Source organism: Streptomyces sp. NPDC032721 (assembly GCF_055579625.1).
Genome location: NZ_JBVIMX010000001.1, coordinates 342,071 through 365,246, shown reverse-complemented (window position 1 = coordinate 365,246; position 23,176 = coordinate 342,071). Strand labels below are relative to the sequence as shown.

Here is a 23,176-nt window from a genome sequence, read left to right as displayed (position 1 = left end):
GGTGACCGAGAACTCCACCCCCGATACACCTGATGCATCCGATACACCTGATACGCCTGATACATCCGACGCATCCGACGCATCATCCGACGACGGGCCGGCCGCGAAGGGCTCGGGCGACCGCAAGACCCGGATCACCATCCTCGTCGCCCTCGCGGCCAATCTGCTCATCGCCGTCGCCAAGGGGATCGGCGGCCTCGTCGCGTCCTCGCCCGCCCTGCTGTCCGAGGCGGCGCACTCCGTCGCCGACAGCATCAACGAGGTCTTCCTACTGGCCGCCCTGCGCCGCAGCCGCCGCCCCGCCGACCGCCAGCACCCCTTCGGCTACGGCAAGGAGCGGTACTTCTGGTCGCTGCTCGCCGCCGTCGGCATCTTCGTGCTCGGCGCCGGCTTCTCCTTCTTCCAGGGCGTCGAAGCCCTGACCAAGCCTCCGAAGGCGGAAGCCACCAGCGGTTACGTCGCCGGGCTGATCGTCCTCTTCGTCGCACTCGTCGCCGAGGGGACCTCCCTCGTCCGCGCCCTGTGGCAGGTCCGCAAGCAGCCAGGCAAGGGGCTCGGCAAGGATCCGGCGCTGCGCACCGTCGTCGCCGAGGACTCCACCGCCGTCGTCGGCGTCCTCGTCGCCATGGCCGGGATGGTCGCCCACATGCTGACCGGGCAGATCGCGTACGAGGCCGCCGCCTCGCTCACCATCGGACTGCTTCTGGTGTACGTGGCCTACCGGCTCGGCTCCGAAGCCCGCGCCCAGCTCATCGGCGAGGCCGTCGACCCTGAACTGCGCGACGGCATCCGCGACCTGCTGGACGAGCAGCCCGAGATCGACCGGGTCGCGGCCCTGCTCACCATGCGTCTGGGCATGGAGTCCACCCTCGTGGCGGCCCGTATCGACCTGATGCCCGGCCTGGACAGCGAGCAGGTCGAGCTGGTCTCCGAACGGATCAAGCAGCACATACGGAAGAAGTGGCCGGAGGCCGACCAGGTCTTCCTCGACGTGACGGAGGCTCCCACGGACGAGGGCGCCGACGGCGAACTCGTACCGGGGGAGCCTCAGCAGGGGTCTACAGAGCCGTCTGGGCGGTAGGCAGCGGCCGGTACACGGTGAGTGCCTCGTCCCACTTGTCGACGACGAAGGCGGACGGGGCTTCGGCGACCTCGCCGTCGTACGCCAGCGGCGTCCCCGGCTCCAGGCCCGCGATCCGCACCCGCCGCATCCGGCCCGCCGCGTGGAAGGGCGACCGGCTCAGCGGCCCGGACAGCGCGGCCAGCACGAGCCGCAGCCCCGGCAGCCGTCCGCCGTGCACCACGCGGACATCGAGCAGGCCGTCCGCGAGATCGAAGCGGCGGCCCGGCGTCGGCCCCATCCGCTGGTACAGCCCGTTCCCGGCGAACAGCATCCACATCCCGCGGTTCTTCCCGCGCACCTCGGCCTTCAACGGCCGCTCCCTGCGCAGCACTTCGTACGCGGCCAGTACACCGGCCGGCCAGCCGCCGATGCGCGGCGACCAGTGCTCGCGGATGCGGACCATCTCCGGGTAGACGCCCAGGCTGAAGGTGTTGAGGAAGTAGCTGGGGGAGCCGTCGGGGTTCGGGCCCGGGGTGAAGCGCCCCAGGTCCACCTTGACCGCGTCGCCCGCCTCCACCGCGCGGCAGGTGTCCTGCACGGTCTCGATGTTCAGGTCGTACGCGAAGTGGTTGAGGGTGCCGCCGGGGAAGACGGCGAGCGGGACCTTGGCGCGGGCGGCGGCCACCGCGGCCCGGTTGACCGTGCCGTCGCCGCCGCAGACGCCGAGCGCGCGGCCCTGCGCGACGGCCTTGTCCAGCTCCGCGCACAGGTCCGCCGGATCGACTTCGCGGACCTCCGCGTCGGGCAGGGCGTCCCGTACGAGCGCGGCCTTGGCGGCGGCGCTGCCGGAAGCCTTGTTGACGACGACCACCAGGTCCTGGCCCGCGGGCAGCCTGGGCGCGTCCGTGTGCGGCCGTCCCGGCGACGGCAACTGGTCGCGGGTGGGCACGAGTCCGCGTATGGCGAAGGCGGCGCCCACGCCGAGCGCGGCACCGACCAGGACGTCACTGGGGAAGTGCGCGCCGGTGTAGATCCGGGACAGCGCGACCGCGCCCGCCACGGGTGCGACGGCGGCGCCCCAGCCCTTGGACTCCAGCGCGACACCGGTCGCGAACGCGGCGGCGGACGCGGAGTGCCCGGACGGGAACGACGTGGTGATGGGCTGCCGTTTCAGCTGCCGGATAAGCGGTACGGAGTCCAGTACGGGCCTTGTCCGGCGTATGGAGCGCTTGCCGACGGTGTTCACGGTCGCCGACGCCAGCGCGAGCGAGGCCACCCCGCGGATCGCGGCCCGGCGGGCGCGGGTGCTGCCGCCGAACGCGGCCATCCCGGCCGCCGCACCGAACCACAGCAGCCCGTGGTTGGCGCTGTGGCTCAGCCGGGGAAGCACCCGGTCGGCACCAGGCCAGTGGCGGGCGGCCACGGCCTGGAACACGGCGTGATCGCGACCGGCCAGCCAGTCGGCGATCCGACGGGTGGTGGCGTGAGAGGCGTGGGAAGCATGGGCTGCGGTACGGGAAGAGGGCTCTGACATGGCACCCGGTTACCCGCCGGAGCCGGTCCGAACCGGTACCAAGGTCCTTCGCACGGCTCCTCAGCGGCCTTCGCTCCCCGGTGGACCGCCGTTGCCCGGCTGACCGTCGTTGCCCGGAAGGGCGTCCCCCGGCAGGACATCGCCCGGCAGGGCGTCGAGGCTCACCACGCCCAGCGGCAGGCCGTCCTCGGCGACGGGCAGCCGGCGCACCGCGTACTGGCGCATCAGCCGTACCGCCGTCGCGATCTCGTCGTGGGGGCCGACGGACACCGGGGCCGGGGTGCACACCGAACGGACGTCGACGGCCAGCGGATCGAGTCCGTCCGCCACCGCCCTGAGGGTGATGTCCCGGTCGGTGAGCACCCCGATCAGCCGGTTGTCCTGTGCCACCAGGACATCGCCGACGTCCTGCGCACGCATCAACTGGGCTGCCTCGACGAGCGAGGCGTCCGGCCGTACGGCCGCGACCCCCGCCGTCATGACTTCCCGTACGAACTGGGCCATGACGCTCCGCCTCTTCCCTCGCGTCGCGGATTCCGTGGGGCCGCCGAGTACCCGCAGGCGGGTCCGCCATGCCCCGTTCCGGGTGCGGCCCGTGGGCGGCCGATTCCAACATCCTTTGGGATCAGGGGGTTTGGGCCCTGCGAGGCGGGGGACCCGGATCGCGGCCGCAAGGCCACTGGGATAGGGATGGGCTCCGGGTGCGGATCTGCGGCCGTCAGGGACGGCGGTCGCGGAATCCGTGCCCGGAGCGGACCCCGAATCCACCCCAGGTGGCTCCCAGTTGATTTCCCAGGTGGTTCCAGGGAAGGACGGAGCGATGGCGCTCCTGGCCGTTCTGCTGCCCGTGTTCATGCTCGGCGCGATACTCGCGCTCGGCCGTCTGGAGGACGTCCTGCTCGCCCCACCGGCGGCGCGGGACGGCGAACCGGCGGACCCGCTCGTCCGCCGAACGAAGGGATGAGTGCGAAGTGGGCAAGGTGCTCTACAAGCCGCTGGGAATGATCTTCGGAATGGCGGGCGGCATGCTCGCCGGTGCGGCGTTCCGCAAGACCTGGAAGGCCGTCACGGGTGAGGACGACGCCCCGGACGGACTCGACCGCGAGCGCCGCTGGCGCGAGATCCTGCCCGCGGTCGCGGTGGAGGGCGCGATCTTCGCCGTCGTACGTACGGCCGTGGAACGCGGCGGTGCCACCGTGGTGCACCGGATCACCGGCTACTGGCCGGGCTGAGGCCGCGCGCGGGTCCGGCTCTTCCTGCTCTTCCTGCTCTTCCTCCTCTTCTTCCCGCTCCTTCCTGCCGGAGCTGTGGCCGGCCGCCGGATGTGCGGCCGGTCACAGCTTCCGCCATCCCCCGTTTGCCCTGGGTGCGCCAGGGCAGGCGAACCCTGTGCTTCGGACCGGAGGCACGTCCGTGGGAGCGGTGACAGCTGCTCCGGGCGTGCGCCGTGCGAACCGGCGGACTACCGGCTGCTGCTCTCCCTCTCAGCGGTGACACCCATCCGTCAGCACCGTTTCCGAGGTTTCCAGGGAGCAACACACGATGCGCACTCGTACGCACGGAAAGCATCCGCACGACGACGCCCCCGACACCGCCGCCGCGTTCCAGCGGCTGGTCAGGCTGCCCGAAGGGCACGAACGCGAGGTGATCCGGCAGGAGATCGTCAACGCGTGGCTGCCGATGTCCGAGCGGCTGGCCGCCCGGTTCCGCAACCGGGGCGAATCGCTGGAGGACCTGCGCCAGGTGGCCGCGCTCGGGCTGGTCAAGGCCGTCGACCGGTACGACCCGGAACACGGGTCCGCCTTCGAGAGCTTCGCCGTACCGACGATCACCGGCGAGATCAAACGGCACTTCCGCGACCACATGTGGACCCTGCACGTGCCGCGCCGCGTCCAGGACCTCCGCAACCGGGTGCGTACCGCGCACCAGGAGCTGGCCCAGACGATGGTGGGGCGCTCCCCGACGGTCGCCGAGATCGCCGCACAGGCCAAGATGACCGAGTCCGAGGCACTGTCCGGGCTGGAGGCGCTCGACTCCTTCACCGCGCTCTCCCTCGACGCGGAGCTCCCCGGCAGTGAGGACGGCTACTCCCTCATCGACTCCATCGGAGCCGCCGACCCCGCCCTGGACGTCATCGTCGACCGCGAGTCCGTCAAGCCCGGCCTGAGTCAACTCCCGGAGCGGGAACGGAAGATCCTCTACATGCGGTTCTTCCGCGACATGACGCAGAGCAGCATCGCGGAGGACCTCGGCCTGTCCCAGATGCACGTGTCGCGGCTGATCACCAGGTGCTGCACCCAGCTGCGGGCGCAGGCGCTGAAGGAAGCGGCGTGAGCGAGGGCGTCAACGCCGCCGGCCGGGCCGCCGGTCGGGGCCGGGACGATCGCTCCGGCCGGCGGCGGCCAGCGCCGTATGACGTGCCATCACGTCCACGGCCTGCCCCTCGGCCATGGAGAACGCCTGCCGGGCTCCCGTACGAAACAGCGTCAGCACCCCCTGCACGGGGCCGGGGCCCTGACCGGCCCCCGCCGGCCCGTCCGCAGGCGCCGACAGCGGAACGCACACCAGCGAACTGACCGCCGCCCGCACCAGCATCGGCAGCCCGGCCGCGTCGTGGCCGAACCCGTCGGTGTCCTCCGGGCGCACCTGGAGCACCCCGGAGGCGCCCCGGGCGGCCTCCATCACCAGGGGGCAGCGGTGCGGGTCCTGTGCGGTGAGTTCGTCGCGGAGTGGTACGTCGGCGGCGCCGAGCACCGCGATCCGGCGCAGCGTGCCGCCGCCCGCCAGATCGACCACGACCCAGTCCGCGAACCGGCCCGCCAGCACCTCGGCCGCACTGTGCAGCACGGCCTCCCGGCCGCCGTCCGGGGGAGTGCGCAGCAGGGCCGTCGCCATCGCGTCGACGAGGCCGAGCAGTTCCGCGTGCCGGGTCGCCTCGGAGAGGTCGGGCACGGGCACGGGGCGGCCGGAGTCCTCCGTCTCCGTACGGGCGGGGGAGGGGCCGGTGGGTGCGCCGGACTGGAAGGTGACCAGCACCGCGGGGTGGGGTTCGTCCGGCGGACGCAGCGCCGTCAGTGTCACCAACAGGGCTTCTGTCGGCCGCTGTTGGAGCCGTACGGTCACGCTGCGGTCGCCCTCCCCGCGCGCCACCGCCGCCGTCTGCGAGCGGAACGCGGCGCGGTCGCCGGGCGTGAGGAGCGGTGCCAGCGGGCGGCCGGTGGCGTAACCGGCGCGGACGCCGGTGAGATGGGTGGCAGCGAAGTTCATCCGCCGTACGACGGTGTCGCGGTCCACCAGTGCGACGGCCAGCGGCAGCCGCTGGAACAGGGCCTTGAGCAGCTGCCGTTCCTGCCGGTCGGCGACCGCCGAGACGCTGAGGGGTTCGTCGCCCGTGGTGGTGCCCCGGGCCATCCGCTCGTAGCGCGGCCACAACTCGTCCACCGCGTACTGGAGTTCGATGAGCGAGGCGTCCAGGGCCGCGAGGTGTTCCGTCGCGGGCAGGGAGCGGGCGGTGCTCAGCTCCGCCACCCGTCTGACGAACTCCGCCAGTTCCTCGCCGAATTCGTCCCGCTGCGTCATGCGCATCAGCCTAGCCACGGACACCGTTTCGCGGTCCGTTCGGCGGGAAACCGCACACCGAGGAGGCACTCTGTGATGCGAGCCGAAACGGACTGCCGGGCACCGGAATCCGTCTCCGTCGCACGCACGCTGAGCACCCTGGCGGAACAGTCCACCCGGTGCACGGCGGTCTGCTGCGGAGCCGTGACGACACTCATGCACAGCGGACGGGACCGTACGGCGGCCACCCATCCCGACCTCGCCACACTCGCCTCCGTACAGCTCGACCGGGGCGAGGGGCCCATTCCCGCCGCGCTGGAACGGGGCGAACCGGTCGGCGCCGACGATCTGCTCGCCGACGACAGGTGGCCGGAGTTCCGCGCCCTGGCGATCGACTCGGGGGTACGGGCCAGCCTGACGCTGCCGTTCTGCCGGGCGGGCATCGAGGTCACGCTGAGCCTGTACAGCTTCCGGCCGGGGGGACTGGCCGCCGTGGAGCACGGGGCGGCGGGCATCCTCGGGGAGCAGGCGACGGCCAGTCTGGTGCGGGAGCGGCGGTTCCACGAGGCGTTGACGGAGGTCGGGCAGTTGTCGCAGGCGATGCGGTCGCGGGCGGTGATCGACCGGGCCAGTGGGATCGTGATGCATGTGCTGAGGTGTGACGAGGGGGAGGCGTTCGACTTCCTGCGGAGGGTCTCGCAGGACACGAACCGCAAACTGGCCGAAATAGCCGAATCCATCGTCCAAACCCGAGGCCAGACCCTTCCCACCTGAGCGGCCACTCTCCCGCTGCGCCGGATGGCTCTGCTGCCGCGTGGCGCCGGTCTGGGCGCGCGGCCCGCGCTGTCACCGAGCGGTGTCGCGCCTGCGGCGGGCAGGTGCCCCTCCCCGCCCCTTCCCTAGACCGCTGGCCGCGGGGCTGGGGGTTGGGATGTGCGGGTGCGTCGTGGCTGGTCGCGCAGTTCCCCGCGCCCCTAAAGGGGCGCCTCCCCGCCCCCGCCCCCCTTGGGCACCGGGGCCGCCCCCCGGGGGCGGGACGGGTGGGCAAGGGGGGCGGCCCCCCGACCCCGCTCGGACCCTCGCTCCCGTCCCACCTCCGCCATGGCCCACCTACGCCGCCCCCCACCTCCCCGTGCGCCCCCACCCAACCCCACTTATAAAGGGCCATGGGGGGCCGCCCCCGAGCAGCCCCCCAAAAAAACAGGACCCCCACCCCCACCCCCCAGAGGCCCCCATGCAGCGGACCCTCCCCCAGGACGACCAAGGCCGCGTCCGGCACGGACCCCCCGCGCCCTCCCCCGGCCTCCCCGTCCTCCCGGAGCTCGCCGCCGCCCTGGCCGCCGCCGCCACCCGCACCACCCCCGAACCCCCCGGCGGCGGCGAAGCCATCCGGGTCGCCGCCACCGGCCACTGGCTCCGCCGCGGCCTCGACGTCGATCCGCGCCACGTCGTCGCCGCCCCCGGCGCACCCCCGCTCCTCTTCGCCCTGATGGCCGCCATCGGCGGAGACGTTCTGCTGCCCCGCCCCTGCCCCGCCTGGTGGGCACCACAAGTACGTCTCCTGGGCGGCGCCGCCCAGTCCGGCTACCACGTACCCACGCCCGCCGAGTGCGGCGGCGTCCCCGACCCGTACGCCCTGCTGGAGACCGTCCGGCGGGTGCGGGACGAGGGGGGCCACCCCCGCGTCCTGCTGCTGTCCGTGCCGGACGACCCGACCGCGACCGTCGCCCCTCCCGAAGTGGTCCACCAGGTCTGCGAGGCCGCCCTCGCCGAGGGCCTCGTCGTGATCAGCGACGAGACCTGGCGCGACACCCTGCACCGCGCGGAGCACGTCTTCGTCAGCCCCGCCGAGATGTTTCCCGAGCTCGTCCTCGTCATCGCCGATCTGGCCGGTGCCCTCGTGCCCACCGCCTGGCGGGTGGCCGTCGCCCGGCTGCCCGACACTGAGTACGGGGTCACCACCGGCGCCCGCACCCTCGACGCCCTCGCCGCGCTCGGCGCCACCGTCTCCGCCCCGGTCGCCGCCGCCGCCGTCTACGCCCTGCACGACCCCGAACCCGTCGTGGCCCGCGCCCGCGCCGCCGCCTCGCTGCACGCGCGCGTGCAGGGGGCCGTCCACCGGGCGGTGCTCACCGCCGGTGCCCTCGCCCGGCCGCCGACCGCGGGGCGTCATCTCTACGCCGATCTGGACCCGCTGCGGGCCGGGCTCGCCGCGCGCGGCGTCACCGATTCGATGGAGCTGGAGGAGTACCTCACCCGTCGCCTCGGCACCCCCGTCCCCGGCGGGCACCGGTTCGGCGACCCGCTGGGCTCGCTGCGCGCACGGATCTCCACGGCGCCCCTGCTGGGAGCAACCCCCGCACAGCGATCGGAGTCCCTGTCGGCGGAGGAGCCGCTTGAACTGCCGCACCTGGAGCAGGCGTTGAGCCACCTGGGCACCGCCCTCGCCGAACTGGGCTGAGCCGGCCACCGCGCCGTACACGCACGCCCGCTGTATACGCCACCGAACGGAGCCTTTCGATGACGGAACAGACCGAACTCACCGACCCCCCGGAACGCTCCGCGGGCCCCGGCCGTGCGGCGGACCTGGTGGAACGATCCCGGCCGCCGGCGCGTTCCCCCCGTACCCGCCTCCGCCCGCTCGGCGAGGTCCGCAGCACCCCCTGGCCCCGTACCTTCGCCGACCGCCTCACCGCCCCGCTCCCCGGCGTGCGCGCGCTCGCCAGGCTGGCCCGCGAAGGGGCCATCCGGCCGGGCCGCGACGGGCTGCGCGACATCGCCAGGCTGCCGTTCGAGCCGGGGCCGCTGCCGGTGGTCGACGCCGCGACCGTCGCCGTCACCTGGGCGGGCCACGCGAGCTGGGTGGTGCGGATCGGTGGGCTCACCGTGCTCACCGACCCGGTCTGGTCCCGGAAGATCCTCGGCACGCCCGCCCGGATCACGCCCGTGGGCGTGCGCTGGGAGGACCTGCCGCCCGTCGACGCCGTCGTCATCAGCCACAACCACTACGACCACCTCGACGCGCCCACCCTGAAGCGGCTGCCGCGCGAGACCCCGCTGTTCGTCCCGGCCGGTCTCGCCCGCTGGTGCCGCCGCCGGGGCTTCACCCGCGTCACCGAGCTGGACTGGTGGGAGTGCGCCGAACTGAAGGGCGTACGGCTCCACTTCGTGCCCGCCCACCACTGGAGCAAGCGCTCCCTCACCGACACCTGCCGCACTCTCTGGGGCGGGTGGGTGCTGAGCGATCAGAACGACGGACAGAGCGTCTATTTTGCCGGGGACACCGGGTACGGGCACTGGTTCCGCGAGATCGGCGACCGCCACCCCGGCCTCGACCTGGCCCTGCTCCCCATCGGCGCGTACCACCCCCGCTGGTGGCTGCGCGACGTCCACATGGACCCGGAGGAAGCGGTACGGGCGTGTGCCGACGTGGGGGCCCGGCGGATGGCGCCCATGCACTGGGGCACCTTCGTGCTCTCCGCCGAACCCGTCCTCGAACCCCTCACCCGCGTCCGCGCCGCCTGGGAGCGGGCCGGCCGACCGCGCGAGGAGCTGTGGGACCTGCCGGTCGGCGCCTCCCGCGTCATGACCTGAGGGGAGAGTCCCGATGGGGGAGGAGTGGTCCCGCAATCACACCGGTGACGAGCGCCGCATCCGCCGCCACAGCGACGGCACCGCACTGATCAGCAGCGTCGCCGCGATCGCCGCCGCCACCCCCTCCCAGGGTTCGGCGAACAGCGTGCCGCCCAGCACCCCGATCACCTGGTACGCCGCCGCCCACGCCAGACAGGCCGGTACGTCCCCCCGGGCGAACCGGCCGATCGGCATCTTCGCCAGCAGGCACGCCAGCATCACCGGAATGCGCCCGGCCGGTATCAGCCGCGACAGTGTCAGGACCTTCGCCCTGTTCTCCTCCAGCTTCCGCTGGGCCTGTGCCAGCCGCTGCTCCGGCGCCCGCCTGCGCAGCGCGTCCAGCCACTTCGACCCGTGCTCGGAGCGCACCCCGCGCAGCCCCAGCCAGTACAGCGCCAGATCGCCGGTGAACGCGGCGGCCGACGCCACCGCGAAGACGATCACCAGCGACACCGGCGGCACGCTCTGGTGCAGTGCGACCACCGCCGCCGTACTCACCAGCGCCCCCGTCGGCACCACCGGCACCAGCGCGCCCAGCACCACCAGCGCGAAGAGCGCCGGATAGCCGACCGCCTGCTGGGTCGCTTCGGGCGGCACTGTGACGTTCACCGCCCGTACCGTCTCCGCCAGCCACTGTCCCGTCTGTCCGGCGTCGCCCTGCGCGGCCCACCACTGCCCGCTCACGCAGGTCCTTCCGTCGTCACTGTCACGCTCTCGCCGTGCTCCAGCCGGTGCACCGCCACGTCCGGCGCCAGCAGGGCCGCCTTCCGTACGAACTCGTGGCCCGGAGCGTGGAACTCGTGCGGGCGTACTCCGTCCAGCCCGATCGGCCAGTATGTCCCGTAATGGATCGGAATCGCATTTCGCGGTCCCAGGAGGGCGAGCGCCTGTGCCGCCCGGCCCGCGTCCAGGTGCCCCGGGCCGAGGTTCGGGCCCCAGCCGCCGACCGGGAGCAGCGCGGTGTCGATCCGGCCGACCGCCTCGGCCATGCCGTCGTACAGCCCGGTGTCCCCGGCGAAGTAGGTCGCGGACCCGCCCTCGACGACGTACCCCAGCGCCGGACAGCGGTGCGGGCCCACCGGCAGTCGCCGCCCGTCGTGCTCCGCGTGCACCGCCCGCACGGTCAGCGGACCCACCCGCAGGCTCTCGCCGGGCGCCAGCTCCGCCGTGCGGAACGCGCGCAGCCCGGAGATCCGGCGCACCGCGCCCCGCGGCACGACCACCAGCGTGCCGGGGGCCAGCCGGGACAGCGAGGGCAGGTGGAGGTGGTCGGAGTGGAGGTGCGAGACCAGCACCACATCGGCGTTCAGCGCCCGCGCGGTGGGCAGCGCACCCCTGCGCCGGCGCAGATGCGCGAAGCGCCGTACGAACAACGGGTCGGTCAGCACCCGCACCCCGGAGTCCTCGACCGTGCAGGTCGCATGCCCCCACCAGGTGACGGCGGTTCCAGCGATGCTCACAGCTGTCCGGGCTTCACGGTGTTCCGGGCTCCTTCTTCCGACGCCCGTCCACCCTACGGCGCCCCCCCGCGCCGTTCGTACGCGCCTCCTCGCGCGGGCCCGGCCCGGAGTAGGGTCAGGGGCGGTGACAGCGGCGAAGGGGACGGGTCATGGACGACATGCGTACGGACTCCGGTGAGGTGCGTGTGGCAGTCATCGCCAGCCTGACCCCCCTCGAAGAGCTCGACCGCGACCCCTTTCTGGTCGACGCCCGGAGCCAGTACGCGATGTGCGTGCGCTGGGCCGCCGACAAGGGGTACGTCGTCACCCGCCAGCTCGTCGTGCACGGACTGCCCAGCGACCACCGCGCCCTGTGGGCCGACGTCGAGTCCGGCCAGGTCGACTTCTTCGTCGTCCCCAACGAACGCGTCCTGGACCGCGCCCTCGCCTCCGCCCGCGACTTCTCCGCCGAGTGCGAACGGCGCGGCGTACGGCTGGAGGAAGCGGGGCTCGACGAGCCCGTCTACAGCGCACCGATGAAGGCCGACGTGCACCGGCGGATGTCCATGCCGACGGCCGGATATGACGGCTGCTGACCGCCTTGCCGGCGCATCGGCCCACTGTGCCCCGCTGTCCGGTCCGGCCTCATGTCCGCTTTGTGGCAGGGTGGCCGGACGAACAGGCCCTTGACCGCAGGGCCGACAGGGACAGAGGTGGTACGGCGTGGTGGCCGAGGGGCGCGGGCGAAGAGCGGGCTTGCGGCATGCGGGCGGCACCCTGCTGCGAGTGATCACCGTCTGGGCGGTGTCCACGCTCACCATGCTGGCCCTCGCCGGGATCCTCCCCGACTTCCAGCTCCAGAGCGACGACTCGGAGTCCGTCACCCGGATCGCTGTCACGGCCGGCTGGGGCGCCGGTGCCTTCGGTCTCCTCTCCGCCCTGGTCTGGCCGCTCGCCGTACGGGCCCTCCTGCTGGTCCCCGCCCTCGTCCTGGGCCTCCTCGTCTTCTTCCTCAACGGCTCCCTGCTGCTGCTCGCCCTCAGCCTCATCCCCGACGGCAGCGGCAGGTCCGACCCGCAGACCGCGGTGGTCGTCGCCGCCGTGATGTCCGCCGTCGCCTCCGCGACCTCCACCGCCTTCGCGGTCCGCGACGACGAGGCGTACCGCCGCAGGCTCGCCCGGCTCGCCCAGCGCCGGCGCGGCGGCGGACGCGACGCCGGACGGCACGGCATGCCCGGCACCCTCTTCGTCCAGCTCGACGGCCTCGGCCACGACACCCTGCGCCGCGCCCTCGACAAGGGCCTGATGCCCACCGTCGCGAGCCTCGTCGAACCCGAGGGCGCCACCCTCCCCACCCACCGCTTCGCCCCCTGGCGCACCGACTGGTCCAGCCAGACCGGCGCCAGCCAGCTCGGCATCCTGCACGGTTCCAACCACGACGTCCCCGCCTTCCGCTGGTACGAGAAGGAAACCGGCCGGACCATGGTCTGCTCCAGCCCGGCCAGCACCGCCGAACTCCAGCAGCGCGCCATCGAGCGCACCGGCGACGGCGGCCTCCTCAGCCACGACGGCGCCAGCCGGGGCAACCTCTTCTCCGGCGGCGCCGACCAGCTCGCCCTGGTCCTGTCCATCGCCGCCCGCCGGGGCCCCAACAACCGCTCCCGCGCCGGATACTTCGCCTACTTCTCCGACCCCGCGAACGCCGTCCGCACCGCCATGTCCTTCGTCGCCGAGGTCGTCCGCGAGATCCACTCCTCCGTCCGCTCCCGGCTCCGCAAGGAGACCCCGAGGATCGGCCGGGGCGGCTTCTACCCCTTCATCCGCGCCTTCGCCACCGTCGTCGAACGCGACGTCGTGGTCGCCGCCGTCATGGGCGACATGCTGGCCGGCCGCACCGCCGTCTACGCCGACCTGGTCGCCTACGACGAGGTCGCCCACCACTCGGGGCCGCGCAGCCAGGACGCCGACAAGATCCTCCGCCGCCTCGACCGCTCGCTCGCCCTCCTCCTCAAGGTCGCCGAGCACGCCCCGCGCGCCTACCGCGTCGTCCTGCTCTCCGACCACGGCCAGAGCCCCGGCGAAACCTTCGCGGGCCGCTTCGGCCTGACCCTGCGCGACTACGTCCGCGCCAGCTGCGGACTGAACGTCCCGCGCCGCGCCCGGCGCACCAAGAGCGGCGCCGAGGCCCGCGACGCTGTCCGCATCGCCCTGCACCGCCCGGTCGTGGGTACGCAGGACGCCCCCGCGACGCCCGGTACGTCCGCCTCGCCCAAGGCATCGGCCGGCACCGACCCGATCGTCCTCGCCTCCGGCAACCTCGGCCTGATCAGCTTCCCCGACCTCCCCGGCCGCGCCACCCGCGAGGACATCGACCGCCGCCACCCCGCCCTGCTGCGGATGCTGTCCGGCCACCCCGGCATCGGCTTCGTGCTCGTACGCAGCGAGGAGTACGGAGCCGTACTGCTCGGCTCCGGCGGCGCCGAGATTCCGCTGCCCGAACTCCGCGACGGCGAAGGCCCGTTGCGGCACTTCGGCAAGGGCGCCGCCGACGCGATCCGCCGCACCGACGGCTTCCCGCACACCGCCGACCTCATGGTCAACTCCGCGTACGACCCGAAGACCGGCGAGGTGCACGCCTTCGAGGAGCAGATCGGCTCGCACGGAGGTCTGGGCGGCGAACAGACCCGCCCCTTCCTGATGTGGCCCCTCACCCTCACGCAACCGGTGCCCGACGGCACCGAAATCGTCGGCGCGGAAGCCGTTCACCAGGTACTTCGCCGCTGGCTGCGCGAATGCCAGGGCCCGCAGGTGCCGTTGGGGGCCGCGCAGGAATCCCCGTGGAACGACCCGGTCGAAGGAGGTTTTCCCGCCACGGACCGCGCCGTACAGGATGAAAGAGCTTGATTTGGTGCAGCCTTGCCCGTACCCGACCATGGCTGTCGCCCGGCGACCCTGGGCACTTCGTACGGCGAGAGGCACCACCCCATGCACGACCCCGGAACCGTTCCCCCGTCGGCTCCGGCCGATCCCACCGAAGGTCCGGAGAGCGGCAGCAAGCACGCCCGCCGCTTCGGCCTGGGGATCGCCACGACCCTGGTCATGGGCAACATCATCGGCGGCGGAATCTTCCTCCTCCCCGCCTCCGTCGCCCCCTTCGGCACCATCAGCCTGGTCGCCTTCGGCGTCCTGACCCTCGGCGCGATCTGCCTGGCCCTGGTCTTCGGCAAGCTGGCCAACCAGCACCCCAGGACGGGCGGCCCGTACGTCTACGCCCGCGAGGCGTTCGGTGACTTCGCCGGATTCCTGGCCGCCTGGAGCTACTGGATCACCGCCTGGGTGTCGAACGCGGCGCTCGCCGTGGCGGCCGTCGGCTACCTCGACGTCCTGATCCCGCTCGGCGACTCCAAGACGGCGATGATGCTGGCCGCCCTGGTCATCCAGTGGCTGCCCGCCGCCGCGAACCTCGCCGGGACCCGGTACGTCGGAGCGGTCCAGGTCGTCGCCACCGTACTGAAGTTCGCGCCGCTGCTGCTGGTCGCGGTCGGCGGCCTCTTCACCTTCCAGGCGGACAACCTGGGCCCGTTCCAGGCGAGCGGCAGCGGCGCGGTCGGCGCCGTCTCGGCGTCCGCCGCGATCCTGCTCTTCAGCTACCTCGGCGTCGAATCGGCCGCCGTGAGCGCGGGCGAGGTCCGCGACCCGCGCCGCAACGTCGGCCGCGCCACCATCCTCGGCACCCTCGGCGCCGCCTTCGTCTACCTCCTGGGCACCCTCTCCGTCTTCGGCAACGTCCCCCACGACAAGCTGGTGGACTCCGGGGCACCCTTCTCCGACGCCGTGAACCACATGTTCGGCGGCACCTGGGGCGGCACGGTCGTCGCCTGCGCGGCCCTCGTCTCGATCCTCGGCGCCCTGAACGGCTGGACCCTGCTCAGCGCCCAGACCCCGTACGCCGCCGCCAAGGACGGCCTCTTCCCGGCCGTCTTCGCGACGAAGCGCCGGGGCGTCCCGACGGTCGGCGTGATCGTCACCGTCGTCCTCGCCTCGCTCCTGACCGTCTACAACTACACGGCGGGCTCGGACGGGGTCTTCGAGATCCTGGTCCTGGTGACGACGTTCACCGCCACCGTCCCCTACCTGCTCGCCACCGCCGCCCAGCTGTACTTCCTGCTGTCGGGCCGGTCGGACCGGGTCGACCGGGGCCGGCTGATCCGCGACGGAGTACTGGCGGCACTGGCGGCGGGCTTCTCGATGTGGCTGGTCGCCGGGTCGGGATACGCGGCGGTCTACCAGGGAGTACTGTTCCTCTTCGCCGGAGTGCTCGTCTACGCGTGCATGTCGGCGCACAAGAAGCGCGGCGCGGTCGCGCCGTAGGGCCCCGGGGTCAGCGGAGTCCCGAGGGGCGCCTGCGCAGCACCCACACCCCGCCCCCGGCCAGCCCGGCCACCCCCGCCAGCACCCCGATCGCCACCGGCCGGTCCATCCCCAGCAGCGTCGCCTCCGGCGCTGCGGCCGCCACCCCCGGCGCCCCCGCCAGCGGCGCGCCGCCCGCCTTCGCGTCCGAGGGCAGCATGTCCATGTCGCTCGAACACACCACCGGAACCTGCGACTTGGGCAGGTACGCGCACGCCGTGCTCGCGGACCGCAGCGCCCCCGCCCCCTCCGTCCCGACCCGCGCCGACGACGTCAGCACCGCCGAGCCGTGCGCCCGTACGTCCGTCGTCCACACCGCCTTGCCGCCCACGACCTTCGCCCGCTGGCCCGCAGCGCCCGCCGTCGCACCGGCCGGGAGTTCCTGTTCGACGCGCAGGGCGGTCAGGTGCCCCGGGCCCTGGTTCCGTACGGTCACCGTGTAGTCGACCTTGGTGCCCGCGCCGACCGTCTCGACGCCGTTGGTCAGGGCGATGGACACGGCCGGCGGGTTGTTCTGCGCGTCCGCGGGGGCGGCGGGGGACGCCGCGTTCACGACCGCGGGGCCCCCGAGGAGCAGCAGCGGTACGGCGGCCAGTACGCACGTGGTGGTGATACGACGCGTGGGAGCGGGCATGAGGATGTCCCTCCGATGGGGGCCGTGGGGCGGCCGGGGCCAAATGATCGGGGCCCATCGGAGCACCGCCCACCGCCCCCCGCCCGGCCGCACGGCCGTCGCGACGGGAGGATTCACTCTTACGCGCCGTTACCCGCCGCCCGCCAACGTCTCCCGCACCAGCGGTGCGACCTCCTTCGCGAAGACCTCGGTCTGGTGGTCCCGGTCGTCCTCGGGCCAGAACACGAACGCGTTCATCCCGGAGTCCCGGTGCAGCGACACCAGCGTGTCGGCCCACTGCCGGGCCGTGCCGCGGAAGGGGTCACCGGAGCCGGAGCCGGAGCCGGATACGGATGCCGACCGCGCCGGTGCGATCATGCCCGCCACGTTGTAGACCTTGCGCAGCCCCGCCACCTCCGCCGGATCGCGGCCCGCCCGCTCCGCGCCCTCGGCGATCAGCGCGTTCCCCCCCGGCCAGTTCGGACGGCGGGAAGTACGAGCTGGACACCACCCAGCCGTCCGCCTTCGCCCCGAGCAGCCGCAGCGCGCGCGGCCCCGTCACGCCCAGCCAGATCCCCAGGTCCCGGTCGGCGGCGGGCGGTCCCGGGTGGGCGCCCCGTACCGCGTAGTACGTGCCGTCGGTGCGCACGGCGCGTTCGCGGCTCCACACCGCGCGGATCACGTCGATGCCGTCGCCCAGCGCTCCGAGCGCGGACGCAGCGGCAGGTTCGCGACGCACGGCAGCACCATCAGGCCGTCGGTGTGGGCCAGGATCCAGTTGACCAGCGTCCAGGTGTCGTAGAAGGCGGGCTGGTACGGGTGGTCCTGGACGGTGACCAGGTCGAGCCCGGCCTCCTCGATCCGCTTGGCCGCCAGGACGGGGCGCAGCGGGTCCGCCCAGGTCGGGTCGACGTTGGCGCCGAGCAGTACCCGGTTCACGGCACGATCAGCGTCTTGCCCCGGGCCCCGCCCGCCCGGCTCCGGGCGACCGCCTCCGCACCCTGCGCCAGCGGCACCTCCGCGTCCACGGTGATCTTCAGCCGTCCCGCGTCCACCGCCTCCGCGAGCGTCGCCAGCAGGTCGCTGCGCGGTGACATCTCGAAGCCGAGCACCTCGACGCCCGGCGGGGCCTTCGCCGGGTCCTGCTGGTGCAGGCTGGTGAGCGCCACACCGCCGTCGTGCACCAGCGCCGCACTGGCCGCGAAGTCGTCCCGGGTACGGGAGACCAGGTCCACCACCGCGTCCACGCCGTCCGGGTACTCCTCGCGCACCGCCGCCGCCAGGTCCTGCTCCGTGGTGTCGATGGTGACGGCCGCGCCCAGCGCACCCATCCGCTCCTGCTCGGGACCGCGTACCGCCGCCAGTACCCGTACGTCGGCGGCAGCGGCCAACTGGGTGAGGTAGGTTCCTACGCCGCCCGCCGCGCCCACGATGAGCAGGCTCTCGCCCTCCCGTACGGCCGCTGCCTCCAGGATCTGGGCGGCGGTCATCCCGGAGACCGGCAGCGCGGCGGCCTGGGCGAGCGGCACGTTCTTGGGGGCGCGGGCCAGTGGCGCGTCCTCGGAGGCGCTCACGTACTCCGCGTACGAGCCGTAGCCGATGGCCGCGCCGCCCGCCTGGCCGAACACCTCGTCGCCCACCGCGAACCGCGTCACCCCCTGGCCGACCTCCGTCACGGTGCCGGCGAAGTCGCTGCCCATGACCAGCGGAAACACATGAGGAGCCATCCCCTCCAGCATCCCGTCGGCGATCAGCCAGTCGACGGGATTGAGCCCGGCGGCGGCCACCTTCACGAGGATGCGGCCGGGTTCCACGGCGGGCTCGGGCACCTCGACGAGTTCGGGGGCGGCCCGGAAGGTCTGTACGGCTAGTGCGCGCATGACCCCAGAATCACCGCCGCGCGCCGCCGCCGCATGTCGGCCCGGGGCCGCCCGTCCCGCCCGCCCGCGCTCTCAGGCCGTTGAGGTCGCCCGCAGGTAGTCGACCGTGGCGGGGTCCGCGGGCAGGAACGTCTCGATGGCGAGCTCGGCCACCGTGACGTCCATCGGGGTGTTGAAGGTCGAGATCGACGACACGAAGGACAGCACCGTGCCGTCGACCTCGATCTGCAGGGGCAGCGCGAAGTACGCGGCCGGCGGCTCCGGGGGGAACGCCTCGCCCTGGCGGGCGGGCGGCTGCGGATAGGCCGCCACCTCCTCGTACAGCGCGCGCAGCGGGGCCGAGCGGTCGAGGGCGATCTGCCGCTGCATCTGGTGCAGGAGGTGGTCGCGCCACTGCGGCAGGTTGCGGATGCGCGGGGCGAGGCCCTCCGGGTGCAGGGCGAGACGCATCGCGTTCGGCGCGGGCACCAGGAGGTGTTCGGCGACCCCGCCCAGGAGCAGCTGGATGCCCCGGTTGGCGGCGATCACGTGGTACGTGCCGTCGACGACCAGCGCCGGATACGGCTCGTACCCCTGGAGCAGCTGGTCGATGCCCGCCCGCAGGGCGCCCATCGACGGGTCGTCGAGGGGCGTCTCGGCGTACCGCGGGGCGTAACCCGCCGCGAGCAGCAGGTCGTTGCGCTCCCGGAACGGGACGTCGAGGTGTTCGGCGAGCCGCAGCACCATGTCCGGGCTGGGGCGGGAACGGCCCGTCTCGATGAAGCTGATGTGGCGGGCGGAGGAGTCGGCGCGCAGGGCCAGCTCCAGCTGGCTGAGCCGACGGGTCTCGCGCCAGTGGCGCAGTCTGGCGCCAACTCCGGTTTCGGTGGCGAGGGTTGTCATGGCACGACGGTATCCGCAGAGGGGCGCAGGTTCGCCGGCCGGGGCTTTGACAGGATGTGCCGATGACCTACGAAGTGGCAGACGTGGTGCCCGCCGGACGGATGCGGGACGGGGAACAGCCGGTGCTCGCGCTGCCGGGCGGTCTTGAGCTGCGGCCCTGGCGGGCGGCGGACGCGCCGGAGTTCGTGGAGGCGGGCCAGGACCCGCAGATCCAGCACTGGAACCGGCCCGGCAGGATCGACCTCGCGGAGGCGGAGCGGCGGATCGAACGGTGGAACGACCGGTGGCGCGACGAGCGGTCCGCGATATGGGCGATCGCGGAGCCCGGCGGGGGAGCGGTGCGCGGGCTGGCGGGAATCGGCGACATCCTGCTGGCGCACGGCATGGGGGAGGTCCTCTACTGGCTGCTGCCCGCCGCGCGGGGCAGCGGAGTCGCCTTCGAGGCGACGGTGGCGATGAGCCGCTGGGCGGTCGACGACCTCGGACTGCACCGGATCCGGCTGACCCACTCGATCGGCAACCCGGCCTCCTGCCGCGTCGCCGAGAAGGCCGGTTTCGCGTACGAGGGGACCATGCGCAGCGCCCTGCTGCACGCGGACGGCTGGCACGACGAGCACCTGCACGCGCGCGTGCAGGGCGACCCTTGGCCGGAGGACTGAGGGGCTGCGGCGAGGGGCTCCTGCGAGGGGCTCCTGCGAGGCTTCTTCGGCCGGAAGGTGGCAGGCTGATCAGTACCAGGTACGGGTACGGGTTCGGGGACGAAGGGAGTTCAGCCATGGCCACTGAGCCGCTGTCGCAGAAGGAGATCGAGGACCGGCTGCGCGAACTGCCCGGCTGGTCACTGGAGGAGAGCCGGATCGCCCGGACGTACCGGCTCGGCACGCACATCGCCGCCGCCGCGATGGTCGTCCATGTGGCCGCCATCCAGGACGAGTTGGACCACCACGCCGACCTCCTCCTCGGCTACCGCACCCTCTCGCTGTCCGTGAACACGCACAGCGTGGGCGGCGCCGTCACCGAGCTGGACTTCGAACTGGCCCGCCGGATCGAGGACATCGCACCGGGGCACGGCGCGGAGAGGTAGCCGCTCCCGGCAGTGGGCGCTTCAGGAGGCGCTTCAAGAGGTGCTTCAGGAGGTGCTTGAGGGGTACGAGGTCCCGCCCCGCGCGCCGAAGCCGGGGCGGGAGTCCGCGCTCAGCCACCGCGCGTAGGTGGCGCTCCGGGAGACGGCCTCGCCGTACGCGGCGGCCGTGTACCCGGCCACCGCCCTCGCCGCTTCGGCAGCGGGCGCCCCTGGATGCCAGCCGAGCAGATGGCGCCAGGAGAGCGGGGCCCCGGCCAGCGGAACCGTCACTATGCCCGGCGACGGTGGGAACGTGGCCCGGCACAGCCCGACCGCACGCCCCACCTGCACCAGGTGCACGCAGGACGCCGTGTCCGTCTCGTACACCTGGATCGGCGTGAAGCCCGCCCGTGCGCACGCCTCCGTGAAGCAGTCCGCGAAGCAGCCCTCGCCCGGCACGTCCGTCCAGCACTCGCCCGAGAGCCGCGAAAGCTCCAACTCCCCTTCTCCGGCGAGGGGATGGCCCTCCGGGAGCATCACGAACACCGGGTCGTTGCCCACCACCTCCCAGGTCAGCCGGTCCGTCGCGGGCGGGCGGCTCTCCCCGCAGGTGCCGATCAGGGCGAAATCGAGCCGCCCCTCGACGAGCATGGTGCTGATCTCGCCGACGGACCAGGTGGTGTGCGTCGTCACCGGCACGGTGGGGCGGGCGGTGGCCAGCTGGTCGACCAGACCGCCGAGCAGCGGACCGTGCGTGGCGCCGAGCCGGAAACGGTCGAGATTGGCCCAGGTGTTGGCGAACCGGACGGCGTCCTCCTGGAGTTCGCGCACGGCGGGGAGCAGGATCCGGGCCCGGTCGAGCACCAGCTCACCGAGGGGCGTGGGCCGCGATCCGGTGTGGTCGCGGTCGAACAGCGGCCCGCCCAGGGCCCTTTCGATGCGGCGCAGCTGGGTGCTGAGCGCGGGTTGCGCGAGCCCGAGGGCGGCTGCGGCCTTGGTGAGGCTTCCGGCGTCGGCAATGGCTCTTACGGTCCGCAGGTGGCGCAACTCCAGCTCCATACCGGCAAGTTATGGGGCTCGGATACCCCCGGCAATACGTGTGCGCGAGTTGTGTCGAGTTGTTGTGGGGGGAGTGGGAGTGGGCGGTGGCGGGCGGTGGCCGGATCGAGTCGTACAGTCGTCCGCATGTTGCTCGATTACAACGCCGAGGCCGCCGTCTACGACGAGACCCGGGGCGGCGAACCGCGCGCGGCGGCCGCTGCGGAGGCCGTGCTCGGACTGGTCCCGAGTGGAGGCGTGCTGGTCCCGACTGGAGGCGTGCTGCTCGACGTCGGCTGCGGTACCGGCATCGTCACGGCCCGGCTGGCCGGGGGTGCGGCCGGGCTGCGGGTGCTGGGCGTGGATGCCGCGCACGGAATGCTGCGCAAGGCGGCGGACCGGCTGGGCCCGCACTCCGTCTTCCTCGGCGATGCCTCTCGACTCCCCTTCTCCGACGGTGGGTTGGCCGCCGTGAGCGCGGTGTGGCTGCTGCATCTGGTGCCCCAGGACGCGGTGCGGCGGATCGTGGCGGAGGCGGGCCGGGTGCTGCGGCCCGGCGGGGTGTTCGTCGCGACCGTGGACAAGGACGTGGCGCACGACGTGGGCAGCGACATCGACGAGGTGCTCGGGCCCTGGCGGGACGACACGGCGGCATCCGACCGGGCGGACCGGGTGACGCAGTACGCGGCGGCGGCCGGACTCGTGGTGGCGGGCGGGGCCCGCTTCACCGGGCACGGGCAGGGGCGGACGCCGGGCCGTACGGCGGAGACGCTGCTCCGGGGGAAGTTCGCCTCGTGGTTCAAGGCGGGGGAGCGGGAGGCGCAGCGGGTGGCGGAGGCGCTGCGCGGGCTGCCGGGGCAGGAGGTGCGGCGGGAGGACCCGACGTACCGGGTGAGGGCGTTCCGGAAGGAGCGCTGAGCCGGGGAAGAGCGGGAAAGCACGCGCGGCACCGGCCCGCAGCAGAGCCCCGCACTGGGCGGGCTGGAGCGGACCGGTGCCGGGTCGTACGGAGTCAGTCGACCTCAACTCCCTGTCGCACGAGGGGAGTCAAGACCCGGTGGTCTCCCGCTACGGCTTGGGGAGAAGGCACCCCTGCTTGGTCAGGTCGATCTTGCTGCCCGCACCGATGCACGGCACCATCCCGTACGTCTGCTGGCCGTAGTTGATGCCCTGGCGGACGGTCACCTTGCCGTTCTCGTCCACCTCGCACGGGTTGTTGTCCGTGCACTCCTCACCGGACTCGTTGCCGGTGTTGTTGACGGCGACGACCTTGCCGGTCGCGTCGTCGAGCACCGGGGAGCCGGACGTACCGCCGATGGTCTTGCAGTCGGAGGTGTAACGGACCGAGTCCTTCCAGGTCCAGTTGCCCTCCTTCAGCTGGTACGCGAAGCCGTCGACCTTGCAGCTGTACGTCTTCTTCCAGTAGCCGGAGACGACCGTGATCGCCGTCCCCTGCGCGGGGCGTTCGGAGGTGAGCTCCAGCGCCTTGATGCCGTACTTGCTCTCTATCTGGGCGTAGGTGCTCTTGACCTGGTACAGCGCGACGTCCGTGTCGGTCATCGTGCCGTACGCGATCTTGCTGGCGGTGAGCGTGCCGACCTTCTGGGCGGCACCGTTCAGCAGGGAGAAGGTACGGGTCGACGGCTTGTCGACCAGGACCTCGCCCGCTGCCGGGAAGCCGGTCTCCAGGCAGTGTCCGTTGGACATCACCAGGGCCGGGTCCTCCGGCTTGGAGGCCGCGGTGCGCACGACCGAGCCGGAACAGTTGCTGAGCGCCACCGTTCCCGCGAAGTCGACAGCCTTGGCCTTGGCCTTGGGCGCCTTGGTGCCCGCCTGGTCCTTCGCTGCCGCCGGTGCCTTTGTGGGGGCGGCTGCCGGGCCGGCTATCGCGGGTGCCGCTCCGGCCCCGACGAGCAGGGTCGCGAGCAGTGCGCCGACGAGAGGCTTGTTCATGTGGGGGTCCCCTCCGTGCCATGTGTGACCGGGGCTGAGCAGCCCCGGTTGTCATGGGCATTGTTCGGGGATTCCAAGTGTTGAGACAAGGGGGTATCTGTGAGGCTGCT

The 23,176-nt window shown here is 73.0% G+C and carries 26 protein-coding genes; 13 read left to right on the top strand and 13 right to left on the bottom strand.

Annotation, left to right across the window (positions count from 1 at the left end; genetic code table 11):
* Window position 1: 1 nt before the first annotated feature.
* Window positions 2-1,081, top strand: a complete 1,080-nt coding sequence (locus ACZ5PB_RS01535) for a cation diffusion facilitator family transporter (RefSeq protein WP_468686793.1) — start codon at window positions 2-4, stop codon at window positions 1,079-1,081.
* Here the strand turns inward: ACZ5PB_RS01535 and ACZ5PB_RS01530 are convergent.
* Together ACZ5PB_RS01530 and ACZ5PB_RS01525 are read right to left on the bottom strand one after the other, a co-directional pair.
* Window positions 1,059-2,597, bottom strand: a complete 1,539-nt coding sequence (locus ACZ5PB_RS01530; RefSeq protein WP_468686792.1) for a phosphatase PAP2 family protein — start codon at window positions 2,595-2,597, stop codon at window positions 1,059-1,061. The genes ACZ5PB_RS01535 and ACZ5PB_RS01530 overlap by 23 nt on opposite strands.
* A gap of 60 nt (window positions 2,598-2,657) precedes the next feature.
* Window positions 2,658-3,101: a CBS domain-containing protein gene (locus tag ACZ5PB_RS01525; protein ID WP_468686791.1), complete on the bottom strand. Its 444-nt coding sequence runs from the start codon at window positions 3,099-3,101 to the stop codon at window positions 2,658-2,660.
* A gap of 316 nt (window positions 3,102-3,417) precedes the next feature.
* On the opposite strand from ACZ5PB_RS01525, the gene ACZ5PB_RS01520 reads away from it, so the two are divergent.
* The 3 genes from ACZ5PB_RS01520 (at window position 3,418) to ACZ5PB_RS01510 (ending at window position 4,931) form a co-directional block, all read left to right on the top strand.
* Window positions 3,418-3,561 (top strand): hypothetical protein, encoded by a 144-nt coding sequence (locus tag ACZ5PB_RS01520; protein ID WP_468686790.1) that lies wholly within the window; start codon window positions 3,418-3,420, stop codon window positions 3,559-3,561.
* Between the two features lie 7 nt (window positions 3,562-3,568).
* Complete coding sequence (locus ACZ5PB_RS01515) at window positions 3,569-3,829, top strand: DUF4235 domain-containing protein (protein WP_468686789.1); 261 nt, start codon at window positions 3,569-3,571, stop codon at window positions 3,827-3,829.
* Between the two features lie 310 nt (window positions 3,830-4,139).
* Window positions 4,140-4,931 carry an RNA polymerase sigma factor SigF gene (locus ACZ5PB_RS01510; protein ID WP_468686788.1) on the top strand — a complete coding sequence of 264 codons (792 nt, stop codon included), beginning with the start codon at window positions 4,140-4,142 and terminating at the stop codon, window positions 4,929-4,931.
* Window positions 4,932-4,940: 9 nt separating this feature from the next.
* On the opposite strand, the gene ACZ5PB_RS01505 is transcribed toward ACZ5PB_RS01510, so the two are convergent.
* Entirely contained in the window at window positions 4,941-6,176 is a 1,236-nt protein-coding gene (locus tag ACZ5PB_RS01505; RefSeq protein ID WP_468686787.1) for a PAS domain-containing protein, read from the bottom strand.
* A 75-nt stretch (window positions 6,177-6,251) separates the two neighbouring features.
* On the opposite strand from ACZ5PB_RS01505, the gene ACZ5PB_RS01500 reads away from it, so the two are divergent.
* From ACZ5PB_RS01500 to ACZ5PB_RS01490, 3 genes are all read left to right on the top strand, one after another.
* Entirely contained in the window at window positions 6,252-6,929 is a 678-nt protein-coding gene (locus tag ACZ5PB_RS01500; RefSeq protein ID WP_468686785.1) for an ANTAR domain-containing response regulator, read from the top strand.
* 460 nt (window positions 6,930-7,389) lie between these two features.
* Window positions 7,390-8,616, top strand: coding sequence for an aminotransferase class I/II-fold pyridoxal phosphate-dependent enzyme (locus ACZ5PB_RS01495; protein ID WP_468686783.1), 1,227 nt, complete (start codon window positions 7,390-7,392; stop codon window positions 8,614-8,616).
* A 59-nt stretch (window positions 8,617-8,675) separates the two neighbouring features.
* Window positions 8,676-9,749, top strand: coding sequence for an MBL fold metallo-hydrolase (locus ACZ5PB_RS01490; protein ID WP_468686781.1), 1,074 nt, complete (start codon window positions 8,676-8,678; stop codon window positions 9,747-9,749).
* A 36-nt stretch (window positions 9,750-9,785) separates the two neighbouring features.
* Here the strand turns inward: ACZ5PB_RS01490 and ACZ5PB_RS01485 are convergent, their stop codons facing one another.
* Together ACZ5PB_RS01485 and ACZ5PB_RS01480 are read right to left on the bottom strand one after the other, a co-directional pair.
* Complete coding sequence (locus ACZ5PB_RS01485) at window positions 9,786-10,418, bottom strand: DedA family protein (RefSeq protein ID WP_468688227.1); 633 nt, start codon at window positions 10,416-10,418, stop codon at window positions 9,786-9,788.
* 50 nt (window positions 10,419-10,468) lie between these two features.
* Window positions 10,469-11,248: an MBL fold metallo-hydrolase gene (locus tag ACZ5PB_RS01480; protein WP_468686780.1), complete on the bottom strand. Its 780-nt coding sequence runs from the start codon at window positions 11,246-11,248 to the stop codon at window positions 10,469-10,471.
* A 149-nt stretch (window positions 11,249-11,397) separates the two neighbouring features.
* Between ACZ5PB_RS01480 and ACZ5PB_RS01475 the strand changes: the two genes are divergently transcribed.
* The 3 genes from ACZ5PB_RS01475 (at window position 11,398) to ACZ5PB_RS01465 (ending at window position 15,598) form a co-directional block, all read left to right on the top strand.
* Complete coding sequence (locus ACZ5PB_RS01475) at window positions 11,398-11,823, top strand: hypothetical protein (RefSeq protein ID WP_468686778.1); 426 nt, start codon at window positions 11,398-11,400, stop codon at window positions 11,821-11,823.
* A gap of 160 nt (window positions 11,824-11,983) precedes the next feature.
* Window positions 11,984-14,131, top strand: a complete 2,148-nt coding sequence (locus ACZ5PB_RS01470) for a phage holin family protein (protein WP_468686777.1) — start codon at window positions 11,984-11,986, stop codon at window positions 14,129-14,131.
* Window positions 14,132-14,212: 81 nt separating this feature from the next.
* Complete coding sequence (locus ACZ5PB_RS01465) at window positions 14,213-15,598, top strand: amino acid permease (RefSeq protein WP_468686775.1); 1,386 nt, start codon at window positions 14,213-14,215, stop codon at window positions 15,596-15,598.
* Window positions 15,599-15,608: 10 nt separating this feature from the next.
* Here the strand turns inward: ACZ5PB_RS01465 and ACZ5PB_RS01460 are convergent, their stop codons facing one another.
* The 6 genes from ACZ5PB_RS01460 to ACZ5PB_RS01435 form a co-directional block, all read right to left on the bottom strand.
* Entirely contained in the window at window positions 15,609-16,271 is a 663-nt protein-coding gene (locus tag ACZ5PB_RS01460) for a hypothetical protein (RefSeq protein ID WP_468686774.1), read from the bottom strand.
* Between the two features lie 129 nt (window positions 16,272-16,400).
* Complete coding sequence (locus ACZ5PB_RS01455) at window positions 16,401-16,628, bottom strand: hypothetical protein (RefSeq protein WP_468686773.1); 228 nt, start codon at window positions 16,626-16,628, stop codon at window positions 16,401-16,403.
* Window positions 16,573-16,989, bottom strand: a complete 417-nt coding sequence (locus ACZ5PB_RS01450) for an LLM class flavin-dependent oxidoreductase (RefSeq protein ID WP_468686772.1) — start codon at window positions 16,987-16,989, stop codon at window positions 16,573-16,575. The genes ACZ5PB_RS01455 and ACZ5PB_RS01450 overlap by 56 nt, the downstream gene beginning before the upstream one ends.
* Window positions 16,929-17,189, bottom strand: a complete 261-nt coding sequence (locus ACZ5PB_RS01445) for a hypothetical protein (RefSeq protein ID WP_468686770.1) — start codon at window positions 17,187-17,189, stop codon at window positions 16,929-16,931. Before ACZ5PB_RS01445 ends, ACZ5PB_RS01450 begins: the two co-directional genes overlap by 61 nt.
* The gene (locus ACZ5PB_RS01440; protein WP_468686768.1) at window positions 17,186-18,130 is read right to left on the bottom strand and encodes an NADP-dependent oxidoreductase; all 945 of its coding nucleotides are present in this window, start codon (window positions 18,128-18,130) and stop codon (window positions 17,186-17,188) included. The genes ACZ5PB_RS01445 and ACZ5PB_RS01440 overlap by 4 nt, the downstream gene beginning before the upstream one ends.
* Before the next feature lie 72 nt (window positions 18,131-18,202).
* Window positions 18,203-19,012, bottom strand: a complete 810-nt coding sequence (locus ACZ5PB_RS01435; RefSeq protein WP_468686767.1) for a helix-turn-helix domain-containing protein — start codon at window positions 19,010-19,012, stop codon at window positions 18,203-18,205.
* Window positions 19,013-19,074: 62 nt separating this feature from the next.
* On the opposite strand from ACZ5PB_RS01435, the gene ACZ5PB_RS01430 reads away from it, so the two are divergent.
* Together ACZ5PB_RS01430 and ACZ5PB_RS01425 are read left to right on the top strand one after the other, a co-directional pair.
* Window positions 19,075-19,671, top strand: coding sequence for a GNAT family N-acetyltransferase (locus ACZ5PB_RS01430; protein ID WP_468686765.1), 597 nt, complete (start codon window positions 19,075-19,077; stop codon window positions 19,669-19,671).
* A 116-nt stretch (window positions 19,672-19,787) separates the two neighbouring features.
* Window positions 19,788-20,096 carry a 4a-hydroxytetrahydrobiopterin dehydratase gene (locus ACZ5PB_RS01425; protein WP_468686764.1) on the top strand — a complete coding sequence of 103 codons (309 nt, stop codon included), beginning with the start codon at window positions 19,788-19,790 and terminating at the stop codon, window positions 20,094-20,096.
* A gap of 45 nt (window positions 20,097-20,141) precedes the next feature.
* Here the strand turns inward: ACZ5PB_RS01425 and ACZ5PB_RS01420 are convergent, their stop codons facing one another.
* Window positions 20,142-21,134, bottom strand: a complete 993-nt coding sequence (locus tag ACZ5PB_RS01420) for a LysR family transcriptional regulator (protein WP_468686762.1) — start codon at window positions 21,132-21,134, stop codon at window positions 20,142-20,144.
* A gap of 129 nt (window positions 21,135-21,263) precedes the next feature.
* On the opposite strand from ACZ5PB_RS01420, the gene ACZ5PB_RS01415 reads away from it, so the two are divergent.
* Complete coding sequence (locus ACZ5PB_RS01415) at window positions 21,264-22,031, top strand: class I SAM-dependent methyltransferase (RefSeq protein WP_468688225.1); 768 nt, start codon at window positions 21,264-21,266, stop codon at window positions 22,029-22,031.
* Between the two features lie 150 nt (window positions 22,032-22,181).
* On the opposite strand, the gene ACZ5PB_RS01410 is transcribed toward ACZ5PB_RS01415, so the two are convergent.
* A complete protein-coding gene (locus ACZ5PB_RS01410) occupies window positions 22,182-23,066 on the bottom strand; it encodes a S1 family peptidase (RefSeq protein ID WP_468686761.1) in 885 nt (294 codons plus the stop codon).
* Window positions 23,067-23,176 lie beyond the last annotated feature (110 nt).